The sequence below is a fragment of the Pseudomonas sp. JC1203 genome (assembly GCF_056175065.1).
The window spans coordinates 132,672-142,538 of record NZ_JBWCAM010000019.1 but is presented as its reverse complement, the minus strand read 5'-3'; the positions used below and the strand labels follow the sequence as shown (position 1 = coordinate 142,538).

11 protein-coding genes are annotated in these 9,867 nt (G+C 65.7%); 5 read left to right on the top strand and 6 right to left on the bottom strand.

All coding sequences use genetic code 11. The annotated features are described in order from the left end of the window. Positions 1–111: 111 nt before the first annotated feature. A complete protein-coding gene (locus AC0SZ7_RS25185) occupies positions 112–1,011 on the bottom strand; it encodes a LysR family transcriptional regulator (RefSeq protein WP_475506924.1) in 900 nt (299 codons plus the stop codon). 131 nt (positions 1,012–1,142) lie between these two features. On the opposite strand from AC0SZ7_RS25185, the gene AC0SZ7_RS25180 reads away from it, so the two are divergent. The 3 genes from AC0SZ7_RS25180 to AC0SZ7_RS25170 all read left to right on the top strand — a co-directional run bounded on the left by AC0SZ7_RS25180 (position 1,143) and on the right by AC0SZ7_RS25170 (position 4,095). Next, complete coding sequence (locus AC0SZ7_RS25180) at positions 1,143–1,841, top strand: CoA transferase subunit A (RefSeq protein ID WP_475506923.1); 699 nt, start codon at positions 1,143–1,145, stop codon at positions 1,839–1,841. Between the two features lie 32 nt (positions 1,842–1,873). Continuing rightward, on the top strand, positions 1,874–2,530 hold the full coding sequence (locus AC0SZ7_RS25175; RefSeq protein ID WP_475506922.1) for a CoA transferase subunit B: 657 nt from the start codon (positions 1,874–1,876) through the stop codon (positions 2,528–2,530). Positions 2,531–2,676: 146 nt separating this feature from the next. Beyond that, a complete protein-coding gene (locus tag AC0SZ7_RS25170; protein ID WP_475506921.1) occupies positions 2,677–4,095 on the top strand; it encodes a short-chain fatty acid transporter in 1,419 nt (472 codons plus the stop codon). A gap of 7 nt (positions 4,096–4,102) precedes the next feature. Here the strand turns inward: AC0SZ7_RS25170 and AC0SZ7_RS25165 are convergent, their stop codons facing one another. Together AC0SZ7_RS25165 and AC0SZ7_RS25160 are read right to left on the bottom strand one after the other, a co-directional pair. After that, positions 4,103–4,432: an antibiotic biosynthesis monooxygenase family protein gene (locus tag AC0SZ7_RS25165; RefSeq protein ID WP_475506920.1), complete on the bottom strand. Its 330-nt coding sequence runs from the start codon at positions 4,430–4,432 to the stop codon at positions 4,103–4,105. 2 nt (positions 4,433–4,434) lie between these two features. Next, complete coding sequence (locus AC0SZ7_RS25160; protein ID WP_475506919.1) at positions 4,435–5,142, bottom strand: CTP synthase C-terminal region-related (seleno)protein; 708 nt, start codon at positions 5,140–5,142, stop codon at positions 4,435–4,437. Between the two features lie 102 nt (positions 5,143–5,244). Between AC0SZ7_RS25160 and AC0SZ7_RS25155 the strand changes: the two genes are divergently transcribed. Then, on the top strand, positions 5,245–6,105 hold the full coding sequence (locus tag AC0SZ7_RS25155; protein WP_475506918.1) for a LysR family transcriptional regulator: 861 nt from the start codon (positions 5,245–5,247) through the stop codon (positions 6,103–6,105). A gap of 51 nt (positions 6,106–6,156) precedes the next feature. Here AC0SZ7_RS25155 and AC0SZ7_RS25150 read toward each other — a convergent pair whose 3' ends face one another. Together AC0SZ7_RS25150 and AC0SZ7_RS25145 are read right to left on the bottom strand one after the other, a co-directional pair. After that, positions 6,157–6,786, bottom strand: coding sequence for a glutathione S-transferase family protein (locus tag AC0SZ7_RS25150; RefSeq protein WP_475506917.1), 630 nt, complete (start codon positions 6,784–6,786; stop codon positions 6,157–6,159). A 60-nt stretch (positions 6,787–6,846) separates the two neighbouring features. Next, positions 6,847–7,158, bottom strand: a complete 312-nt coding sequence (locus AC0SZ7_RS25145) for a hypothetical protein (RefSeq protein WP_475506916.1) — start codon at positions 7,156–7,158, stop codon at positions 6,847–6,849. Positions 7,159–7,421: 263 nt separating this feature from the next. Between AC0SZ7_RS25145 and ilvA the strand changes: the two genes are divergently transcribed. Then, positions 7,422–8,426, top strand: coding sequence for a threonine ammonia-lyase, biosynthetic (gene ilvA / locus AC0SZ7_RS25140; RefSeq protein ID WP_475506915.1), 1,005 nt, complete (start codon positions 7,422–7,424; stop codon positions 8,424–8,426). 34 nt (positions 8,427–8,460) lie between these two features. Here the strand turns inward: ilvA and AC0SZ7_RS25135 are convergent, their stop codons facing one another. Next, positions 8,461–9,813 carry a GntP family permease gene (locus AC0SZ7_RS25135; protein WP_475506914.1) on the bottom strand — a complete coding sequence of 451 codons (1,353 nt, stop codon included), beginning with the start codon at positions 9,811–9,813 and terminating at the stop codon, positions 8,461–8,463. Between the last annotated feature and the right edge of the window lie 54 nt (positions 9,814–9,867).

The window sequence follows — 9,867 nt, the reverse complement described above, 5'->3', positions numbered from 1 at the left end:
CAACCCCCCCCCCCCCCGTAGCCGCAACCGTGTTGGGGGAGCGGGCTTGCCAGCGAGTTTTTCGGGCCCCAACAGCTCGCTGGCAAGCCAGCTCCCACAAATCGTTCGTCGTCATGGCGTGGGCTGGTGCTGGGCGGAAGTCTCAATCAGTACCTCCTGCAACGCCTGCGCCGCCGCCGACAGCTTGTGGTCGGCCAGGCGCATCAGGCCGATACGCCGCTCGATGCGCGGCTCGTCCAGGGCCACGCAACGCGCGCCCAGTTCTTCCATCTGTTCGATGCACAGCGACGGCACCGCGCTCACGCCCAGGCCACTGGCGACCATGCGGCCGACGGTGCTCAGTTGGTGGCTTTCAAAGGCGACAGACAACTTGCCGTGGGTGTTGGCCAAGTCCTGCTCCAGCATCAGGCGCACCGCCGAGGGCCGCTGCAGGGTGACGAAATCTTCCTGCAGCAGCTCGGTCCAGCTGAGTTTTTCGCGCAGGGCCAGGGGCGAATCGGCCGGCACCACTGCCACGAAGCGGTCCAGGTAGAACGGCGTGAACACCAGCGTGCTGGTGGACTCCGGCTCAAAGCCGATGCCCAGCTCCACGCGCCGGTGGCGCACCATTTCCAGTACCTGCTCGTTGATCACGTCGTGCACGGCCACGTTCACCCGCGGGTGGCGGTCGCGGAAGGTCTTCAGCGCCGCGGGCAGGCGGTTGCCGGCGAAGGAGGGCATGGCGGCGATCGAGACCTTGCCGGTCTGCAGGGTGAAGTGCTGGCGCAGCAGCTCTTCGGCGTTGTCCCAGTCGGCCAGCAGCTGCCGTGCCAGGGGCAGCAGGGTCTCGCCCTCGGGTGTCAGCGCCACGCTGCGGGTGGTGCGGATCAACAGCGCGCCGCCCAGGTCTTCCTCCAGGCCCTTGATGGTCAGGCTCAGGGCCGGTTGGGACAGGTGCAGGCGCTCGCCCGCCTGGGCGAAGCTCAAGGCCTGGGCCACGGCCAGGAACGCGCGAAGCTGCTTGATGTTCATTGTTTTGCAAACTCAATCAATCCATCAGAAAAACAAAATTAACAAATAACTCGGTTGGCGAGAAGATGGGCCGGACACGCTTCGGTGGCTAAGCTTCGAATAGCCCAATAACGATAAAAAGGCGGATTGACATGGCTGGACTCGATAAACGAGTAACAACCTGGGAAGAGGCCCTCGCCGGCCTCACCGACAACATGACGGTATTGTCCGGTGGCTTCGGCCTGTGCGGCATTCCCGAGAACCTGATTGCGCAGATCCGCCGCATGGGCGTGCGCGGGCTGACCGTGGTGTCCAACAACTGCGGCGTCGACGGCTTTGGCCTGGGCGTGCTGCTGGAAGACCGGCAAATCCGCAAAATGATCGCCTCGTACGTGGGCGAGAACGCCCTGTTCGAACGCCAGTTGCTGGACGGCGAGCTGGAAGTGGAACTCACCCCCCAAGGCACCCTGGCGGAAAAAATGCGCGCCGGCGGCGCCGGCATCCCGGCGTTCTACACCGCCACCGGCTACGGCACCCCGGTGGCCGAAGGCAAGGAGGTGCGCGAGTTCAACGGCCGCAAGTACATTCTTGAAGAGGCCATCACCGGCGACTTCGCCATCGTCAAGGGCTGGAAAGCCGACCACTTCGGCAACGTCATCTACCGCCACACCGCGCAGAACTTCAACCCGCTGGCGGCTGCAGCCGGCAAGATCACCGTGGTCGAGGTCGAGGAAATCGTCGCCCCGGGCGAGCTGCCGCCCAGCCAGATCCACACCCCCGGCATCTACGTCGACCGGGTGATTCTCGGCACCTTCGAAAAACGCATCGAAAAGCGCACCGTCAAGGCCTGACGTCCGGCCCCGAATAACAAGAGGTTTTGCACATGGCACTGACCCGCGAACAAATGGCCCAGCGTGTGGCCCGCGAACTCAAGGATGGCTACTACGTGAACCTGGGCATCGGCATTCCGACGCTCGTGGCCAACTACGTTCCCGACGACATCGACGTGATGCTGCAATCGGAAAACGGCCTGCTGGGCATGGGCGAGTTTCCTACCGAGGAAACCATTGACGCCGACATGATCAACGCCGGCAAGCAGACCGTCACCGCGCGTGCTGGTGCGTCCATTTTCAATTCGGCCGAATCCTTCGCGATGATTCGTGGCGGCCACGTCGACTTGACCGTGCTGGGCGCTTTCGAGGTGGACGTGCAGGGCAACATCGCCTCGTGGATGATCCCCGGCAAGCTGGTGAAAGGCATGGGCGGCGCCATGGACCTGGTGGCCGGCGCCGACAATATCATCGTCACCATGACCCACGCCTCCAAGGACGGCGAGTCCAAGCTGCTGCCCCAGTGCAGCCTGCCGCTGACCGGCGCGGGCTGCATTCGCAAGGTGCTGACCGACCTTGCGTACCTGGAAATCGAGAACGGCGCGTTCATCCTGCGCGAGCGGGCGCCCGGCATCAGCGTCGAGGAAATTATCGCCAAGACTGCGGGCAAGCTGATTGTGCCGGATGATGTGATCGAAATGACGTTCTAGGTTTTCTGCAGGCTTCACCGGCCCCTTCGCGGGCACGGCCCGCTCCTACAGGTTGACTGCCAACCCTGTAGGAGCGGGCCGTGCCCGCGAAGGGGCCGTCGGCGTTTCTGATATCCAAAAATAAAGACAATAAAAGGTAGCACCCCATGTCCGTAGACATTGAAGAGAGCCGCTACGCGCGGTTCGCCCTGCGCTGCTCCAACTGGGCCGAGCGCTGGTTCCCCGATTCCTGGGTGTTCGCCGCCGTGGCGGTGATCGTCGTGGCGCTGGCCGCCATGGCCATGGGCGCCAAGCCCAACGATACTGCCACCGCCTTCGGTGACGGCTTCTGGAGCCTTATTCCGTTCACCATGCAAATGGCCTTCGTGGTCATCGGCGGCTACGTGGTCGCCAGCTCGCCGCCAGCAGTGAAGCTCATCGACCGCCTGGCGCGCCTGCCCAGCAACGGCCGCTCGGCCGTGGCCTGGGTGGCGCTGATTTCCATGGTCGCCTCGTTGCTCAACTGGGGCCTGTCGCTGGTGTTCGGCGGCCTGCTGGTACGCGCCCTGGCGCGGCGCACCGACCTGAAAATGGACTACCGCGCCGCCGGTGCCGCCGCCTATTTGGGCCTGGGCGCCGTGTGGGCGTTGGGCCTGTCGTCGTCGGCTGCGCAATTGCAGGCCAACCCGGCCAGCCTGCCGCCGTCAATCCTCGCCATCACCGGCGTCATTCCCTTCACCCAGACCATCTTCCTCTGGCAGTCGGGGCTGATGCTGGCCGTGCTGGTGTTGGTGTCGCTGGTCATCGCCTACGCCACTGCGCCCGGCCCCAACAGCGCCCGCGACGCCAAGGCCTGCGGCATCGACCCCAGCTTCAACCTGCCGCCCCAGGCCCAGCGCACGCGCCCGGGCGAGTGGCTGGAACACAGCCCGTTGCTGACCCTGCTGCTGGTTGCGCTGGCGGCCGGCTGGCTGTACCACGAGTTCTCCAGCAAGCCGGCGATCACCGCCATTTCCGGGCTGAACACCTACAACTTCCTGTTCATCATGCTGGGCGCGCTGCTGCACTGGCGCCCGCGCAGCTTCCTCGACGCCGTGGCCCGCGCGGTGCCCACCACCACCGGCGTGCTGATCCAGTTCCCGCTGTACGGCTCCATCGCCGCCATCCTCACCACGGTGAAGGGCGGCGAAGGCCAGACCCTGGCGCAGCACATCTCCACGTTCTTCGTGCAGATTGCCTCGCACGACACCTACGCGTTGCTGATGGGCGTGTACTCGGCAGTGCTGGGCTTCTTCATCCCCTCGGGCGGCGGCAAGTGGATCATCGAGGCGCCGTACGTGATGCAGGTGGCCACTGACCTCAAGTACCACCTGGGCTGGGCCGTGCAGATCTACAACGCCGCCGAGGCGCTGCCCAACCTCATCAACCCGTTCTACATGCTGCCGCTGCTGGGGGTGCTGGGGCTGAAGGCGCGCGACTTGATCGGCTTCAGCTTCGTGCAACTGCTGGTGCACGTGCCGCTGGTGCTGGTGCTGTTGTGGGCGTTGGGGACGACGTTGCAGTACGTGCCCCCCGTGCTGCCCTGAGCGGCCGCTAGCCTTCGCGATCGAACGCGTACGCCCGCTGCACATGCGCCACCCGCGTGATGCAGCGCTGGTACCACTGCGCGCGCCCGGTGTTGCGGGCGTCGGTGTGTTCGGCGTGCTGCTTCCACGCAAGGATCGCGGCTTCGCTTTGCCAGTAAGACACGGTAATGCCCAGACCGTCCTCGCCGCGCGCCGATTCCACGCCGAGGAAGCCCGGCTGGTCGCTGGCGAGGTCGACCATGCGCTGGGCTGCTTCGCCGTAGCCGGCGTCGACGTCGGTGCGGGTGGAGGTGAAGATCACCGCGTAATAGGGCGGTTTCGGGGTGTTGGCGAACATGCTCAGGCGCTCCGGTTGGCGGCGTGCAGCAGCGCGGTCAGCAGCGGCGGCACGCGCCCTTCGAGGGCGGCGCGTTCGGGCTGGAACAGGGTGGCGATGAAGAACGGGTGGCCTTCCAGCTGCACGGCGCGCACATCGCCTGCTGCGTCGTGCGCGCAAGGCCGCAGCGGGCCTTCGAACAGCGCGTCGGCGAATGCGGGGTTGAGGCCGTAGTTGCAGTGGTAGCCTTCCTCGATGTCCAACTGCTCGTACGCCTGGGCGATCAGGCTGCCGGGCGTCAGGTGCAGGCCACCGCGCTTTTCCACCAGCGAGCAGCTGAGCGGGCTGATGATGGCCCGGGCGGCGTCGGGGAAGTTTTCGCCGTGCTCGGCGTCAGCCCAGCCCAGCACGTTGCGGGCGTATTCCAGCAGGGCGTGCTGGAAGCCGGCGCAGGTGCCCAGGAACGGGATGCGCTGTTCGCGCGCATGGCGGATAGCGGCCAGCGCGCCTTCCAGCGAGCGGTAGGGGCTGCCGGGCATGCACCAGATGGCGTCGAAGGGCTGGTCGAGGCTGGCGGCGGTGACCTGGTCGGTGGCCAGGCAGCGCGCCTCCACGCTCAGGCCCAGGGCGCGGCCGGCCAGCGGCAGGGCCGCCTGGATGGCGCGGTGGGCGGTGATGGAGGCGTCGAAATCGCCAACCAGGGCGATGTGCAGCGGGCGCGAGCGGGGCATGGTGCTGTTCCTTCAGTGAGGCCTTGCCGGTGGAAGTGGGGCCACTATAAGCTGGCACTCGCGCAATCAATATTGGCATTTCGGCAAAGTATCCGTGCATTCATGCAATATCGCCTCAGTCACCAAGACCTTGCCCTGATCCTCGCCCTGGTGCGTGGGCGTTCGTTGGCGCGGGCTTCACGCCTGCTGGGCGTGGACGTGTCGACGGTGTTCCGTTCAATTCGGCGGCTCGAATCGGCGCTGGGCCAGTCGCTGTTCGAGAAAAGCCGCGGCGGCTACCTGCCCACGGCGGTGGCGGTGAGCCTGGCGGCCCAGGCCGAGCAGGCCGAACAGGCGTTGCAGGTGGCGCAGGTGAGCGTGGAGCAGGGCGGCGAGGTGGTCAGCGGGACGGTGCGGCTGACCTGCACCGACGCGGTGCTGCAGCACCTGCTGTTACCGGCTCTGGCGGCGTTCATGCCGCGTTACCCGGCGCTGGCGCTGGAGCTGACCACCAGCAATGACTTCGCCAACCTCAGCCGCCGCGATGCCGATATCGCCCTGCGCCTGACCCAGGCACCGCCCGAACACCTGGTGGGCAGCCGCCTGGGCACCGTGCAATACCGGGTGTGTGCCAGCCCCGGTTACCTGGCGGCGCAGGCCAGCACCGACCTGGCGTTGATGAACTGGATTGCCGCTGACGATTTCATTCCCGACCACCCCGGCGTGGCCTGGCGCCGTGAGCACCTGCCGGGAGTGACGCCGTTGTACCGGGCCAGTTCCATGCTGGCGGTGGCGCAGATGGTGCGGGCGGGGATGGGCGTGGCGGTGTTGCCGCAGTTCCTGATCGGCGACCTGACGGTGCTCGGTGGCCCGTTGGCCGGGCATGACAGCGCGCTGTGGATGCTGACGCGGCCCGATTGCCGGGCGCTGCGGTCGGTGGTGACGTTGTTTGGTGAACTGCGTTCGGCGATAGTTCTGGGGTGACCCCGGACGCGGCCTGCGGCCGCTGCTACGGAGATACTTGCGTCCCGGCGGTCACGGCATGCCGTTGGCGCCGTACAGGCGGAAGCCTTCGCGTTCCTGCAGGCGCAGGTAATAGGCCTCTACTTCCGGCAACGCCGCATGCGCGATGGGCGTCATCTTCCAGCGGTTTACCGACAAGCCCAGCACTACGTCCGCCAGGCTGAAGTGCTCGCCGGTGACAAACGCGCCGGTGCGCGCCAATTGCGCGTCGAGAATGGCCATCACCCGGTTCCACTCGGCCGTGCCGTCAGCCAGTTTTTGCGGGTCCTGGAAGGCCGGATCCTGGCGGATCAGCGCGGTGAACGGGTAACGCCAGGCCGGATTCAGCTCGGTGGCCTGCCAGTCCATCCACTGTTCCACGCGCGCCCGCGCGCGGCGCTCCACCGGCAGCAGCGGCGCGCCCTGTTTGCTTGCCAGGTAGCGGCAGATGCTATTGGATTCCCACAGCACAAAATCGTCTTCCACCAGCACCGGCACCTGGGCGTTGGGGTTCAGCCGCAGGTAGTCGGGGGTATGGGTGGAGGCAAAGCCGTTGCCGTAGTCTTCGCGAATGAAGCCGATACCCAGCTCGTGGCACGTCCACAGGACCTTGCGTACGTTGATCGAGGTGTCGCGTCCCAGAATGCGAACGGGCATGTCCATGCGAAAGTCCTGTGCGGGCCGAAGGGGAGTGCGGAATCTAACCCGCCGGCCCGCCGCAAGTCACGGTTTGCTGGTGGTGCTCGATGGGCTGTCGGGCTTGGTGTTGCTGTTGCCCATGGAACTGCCTTCGGGGTTGCCCCCAATGGGCTTGATCGGCTGGCTGCCGGCGGGCATGTTGGGCGCAGCCGAGCCATCGGTGTTGCCATTCTGCATGCGCGTGCCGGTGCCGCTGGGCACGCCAATTTCGGCAGGGGTGGTGCCGATGGCGCCGTTGGGGTTGGCCGGGTTGGTGGGGCCGGTGCTGTCATCGGCAAAGGCGCCGGCGCTGAGCAAGGTGGTCAGGGCCAGGGCGGCCCAGCGTGCAGTAGTCATGAACAGTCTCCTTTTCATGAGCGGTACAGGCTTTGGGCCATTGCCCGATGAACAAGGTGCCCCACTGCCGACGGGCGGTTGACGGCGGCCGGCCCGGCGGCGTATGTTCTGGGCATGAATACCTTCCTGTTGCTGCCAGCCATGAGCATTATTATTACCGCCATTCCTCATCTGGCGGGCTAGCAGCTGCACCCAAACCCGCCCTTGTGGCGGGTTTCACGTGAACGTCACCAGGGCTCCGAGTACTGCACCGGAGACGCCCCATGAGTGACACCGACACCGCCCAGCTCGCCTACTACGCCCGCAAGACCCTGGAAGCCAAGGTCTACGACCTGGCCATCGTTACCCCATTGCAGGTGGCGCCGGCGTTGTCCCTGCGCCTGGGCAACCAGGTCCTGCTCAAGCGCGAAGACCTGCAGCCTACTTACTCCTTCAAGATTCGCGGCGCGTGCAACAAGCTGGCGCAGTTGAGCCCGGCCGAGCGTGCCGCCGGCGTGGTCACCGCCTCGGCTGGCAACCATGCCCAGGGGGTGGCGCTGGCGGCGCGCGAGCTGGGCATTGCGGCCACCATCGTGATGCCGCAGACCACGCCGCAGTTGAAGATCGATGGCGTGCTGTCGCGTGGCGGCAACGCGGTGCTGCACGGGCCGGCCTTTCCCCAGGCCCTGGCGCACGCGCTGGAACTGGCCAAGGGCGGCATGACCTTCGTGGCGCCCTTCGACGACCCCGACGTGATCGCCGGGCAGGGCACCGTGGCCATGGAGATCTTGCGCCAGCACCCCGAAGGCCTGGACGCCATCTTCGTGCCGGTGGGTGGTGGTGGGCTGATTGCCGGCATTGCTGCCTACGTCAAATACCTGCGCCCGCAGATCCGCGTCATCGGCGTCGAATCCGAAGGCTCGAACTGCCTGCAGGCAGCGTTGGCGGCGGGGGAGCGGGTGGTGCTGGGGCAGGTCGATACGTTTGCCGACGGCGTGGCGGTGGCGCAGGTGGGGGCCCATTGCTACGACATCTGCCGGCGCTGGGTGGATGAGGTGATCACGGTGAGCAATGACGAACTGGGCGCGGCGATCAAGGATATCTATGACGACACGCGCTCCATCACCGAGCCGTCGGGGGCGTTGGCGGTGGCGGGCATCAAGCGCTACGTGGCCACGCGCGGGGTGCGCGGGCAGGTGCTGGTGGCGATTGATTCGGGGGCGAACGTGAATTTCGATCGCTTGGGGGACTTTGCCCAGCGGGCGTTGCGTTTCGCTGAAGCCTTGTAGCCGCTGCCTGGTGGCAGCGGCTACAAGGTCGGGGTTACACCACCAGCGACAGCAACATGATGAAGATCAGGGCAACCACCGAGAGGATGGTTTCCATCATGCTCCAGGTCTTGAAGGTCTCGGCCACGGTCATGTTGAAGTACTGCTTCACCAGCCAGAAGCCGGCGTCGTTGACGTGCGACAGGATCACCGAACCGGCACCGGCGGCCAGCACCAGCAGCTCGCGCGGCACACCCGGGATCATGTCCACCACCGGGGCGACAATGCCGGCGCCGGTGATGGTGGCCACGGTAGCGGAACCGGTGGCGATACGGATCACAGCAGCCACCAGCCAGGCCAGCAGGATCGGCGAAACGTTGGCCTGCACGGCCATTTCACCAATCACGTTGCCCACGCCGGTGTCCACTAGCATCTGCTTGAAGCCGCCACCGGCGCCCACGATCAGGATGATGGCGGCGGTCGGTGCCAGGCTCTGGTCCAGCAGCTTCATGATCTTGGTGCGGTCGAAACCACGGGCAAAACCGAAGGTGTAGAAGGCCAGCAGCAGGGCGGCCAACAGCGCGGTGATCGGGTGACCGATCAGGTCCATCCACTGGCGGAAGATGTGGTCGGCCGGCACGAACACGTCGGCGAAGGTCTTCAGCAGCATCAGGAACACGGGCAGCAGCACGGTGATCAGGGTCACGCTGAAGCTGGGCAGGTTCTCGTGCTGGGATTCCTTGGCGATCTGGTCCATCAGTTCGGTGGACGGGTTGCCCGGCACATACTTGGAGATGAAGCTGCCGAACAGCGGACCGGCGATGATGGCGGTAGGCAAACCGACAATCAGGCCGTAGAAGATGGTCTTGCCGATGTCAGCCTTGAAGATGCCAATGGCCAGCAGCGGGCCCGGGTGCGGCGGTACCAGGCCGTGTACCACGGACAGGCCGGCCAGCAGCGGAATGCCGATTTTCACCAGCGACACGCCGGAACGGCGGGCGACGATGAACACCAACGGGATCAGCAGCACGAAGCCGATCTCGAAGAACAGCGGGATGCCCACCAGGAACGCCGAGCACATCATTGCCCAGTGCACGTTGCGTTTGCCGAAGGCGCGGATCAGCGTTTGCGCGATCTGGTCGGCACCGCCCGAGTCGGCCATCAGCTTGCCGAGCATGGTGCCCAGGGCAAGCACAATGCCGACGAAGCCCAGCACGCCGCCGAAGCCGTCCTGGAAGGATTTCATCACCTTGGCCACCGGCATGCCGGACGTCAACCCCAGGAAACCTGCGGCGATGGTCAGCGCCACGAAGGGGTGGATCTTGAATTTGGTGATCAGCAGTACCAGGCCGACGATGGTGATCAGGGCGTCGAGCAGCAAGTAGGTGTTAGTCGGTAGACCCAGCATCGGGGTATGCCTCTTCTTGTTGTGGTCGGAGCAATTCTAGTTGAGGTAGCGCTG

Bases quoted from the DNA above. Each gene is read 5' to 3' on its own strand.
- AC0SZ7_RS25185 (WP_475506924.1), bottom strand. From the start codon at position 1,011: ATGAACATCAAGCAGCTTCGCGCGTTCCTGGCCGTGGCCCAGGCCTTG.
- AC0SZ7_RS25180 (WP_475506923.1), top strand. From the start codon at position 1,143: ATGGCTGGACTCGATAAACGAGTAACAACCTGGGAAGAGGCCCTCGCC.
- AC0SZ7_RS25175 (WP_475506922.1), top strand. From the start codon at position 1,874: ATGGCACTGACCCGCGAACAAATGGCCCAGCGTGTGGCCCGCGAACTC.
- AC0SZ7_RS25170 (WP_475506921.1), top strand. From the start codon at position 2,677: ATGTCCGTAGACATTGAAGAGAGCCGCTACGCGCGGTTCGCCCTGCGC.
- AC0SZ7_RS25165 (WP_475506920.1), bottom strand. From the start codon at position 4,432: ATGTTCGCCAACACCCCGAAACCGCCCTATTACGCGGTGATCTTCACC.
- AC0SZ7_RS25160 (WP_475506919.1), bottom strand. From the start codon at position 5,142: ATGCCCCGCTCGCGCCCGCTGCACATCGCCCTGGTTGGCGATTTCGAC.
- AC0SZ7_RS25155 (WP_475506918.1), top strand. From the start codon at position 5,245: ATGCAATATCGCCTCAGTCACCAAGACCTTGCCCTGATCCTCGCCCTG.
- AC0SZ7_RS25150 (WP_475506917.1), bottom strand. From the start codon at position 6,786: ATGGACATGCCCGTTCGCATTCTGGGACGCGACACCTCGATCAACGTA.
- AC0SZ7_RS25145 (WP_475506916.1), bottom strand. From the start codon at position 7,158: ATGACTACTGCACGCTGGGCCGCCCTGGCCCTGACCACCTTGCTCAGC.
- ilvA (WP_475506915.1), top strand. From the start codon at position 7,422: ATGAGTGACACCGACACCGCCCAGCTCGCCTACTACGCCCGCAAGACC.
- AC0SZ7_RS25135 (WP_475506914.1), bottom strand. From the start codon at position 9,813: ATGCTGGGTCTACCGACTAACACCTACTTGCTGCTCGACGCCCTGATC.